Here is a 745-nt window from a genome sequence, read left to right as displayed (position 1 = left end):
AGGAGCTTTTGTGCGTATCGCTAACCACGACAACCGAGCTGTTGTGCTGGTCTCTGACGAGGCCGGCATTGATGTCCATACCGCCAGCGACGGCAGGTTCGGCCCGGATTTGGGTTCGGTCTACGCCCAATGGAATGAGTTCGCTGGGTGGGCCGGTTCCCTGACCAAGGCTTCCGTTGACGTGGTCGTTGACCGGTCCTTGCTCGGGTCCCCGTCGCCTGCGCCCCGGCAGATCTTCGCGATTGGGCTGAACTACAGTGAGCACGCGAAGGAGTCAGGGTTCGCCCAGCCGGATACGCTGCCTCCGGTGTTCACGAAGTTTGGCACCTGCCTCGCGGGCGCCGAAACCGAAGTCGTGCTGCCTGAGGGAGGGAACACGGACTGGGAAGTCGAACTCGTTGCCATCATCGGTACCGAGGCCAAAAACGTCCCCGCGGCGCGGGCCTGGGAGTACGTCGCCGGGCTCGCGGTCGGGCAGGACATTTCCGAACGGGTCTCCCAACTCCGCGGCCCGGCGCCGCAGTTCGGGCTGGGTAAGTCATTTCCCGGGTTCGGTCCTGTTGGGCCGTGGCTGGTTACTCCCGACTCCTTTGATAATCCGGATGATCTGGAAATCGGGTGCAGTATCGACGGCGAGGAACTTCAGAAGGGCCGGACCAGTGAACTGATCTTCTCTGTCCCGGCCCTGATCGAGGGCCTGTCCCAGACGGTGACCCTGCTCCCGGGCGACATCATCTTCACTGGC

Annotated in this window: 1 protein-coding gene; it reads left to right on the top strand. The window is 63.1% G+C overall.

Annotation, left to right across the window (positions count from 1 at the left end; all coding sequences use genetic code 11):
* Nucleotides 1-43: 43 nt before the first annotated feature.
* A partial coding sequence (locus AU175_RS20985; protein WP_231938700.1) for a fumarylacetoacetate hydrolase family protein occupies nt 44-745 on the top strand: 702 nt, incomplete at its 3' end.

The sequence above is a fragment of the Arthrobacter sp. B6 genome, from assembly GCF_001663775.1.
Classification (GTDB): Bacteria; Actinomycetota; Actinomycetes; order Actinomycetales; family Micrococcaceae; genus Arthrobacter.
Note: the sequence above shows the minus strand (reverse complement) of the source record. Positions and strands in the feature narration are given on the sequence as shown.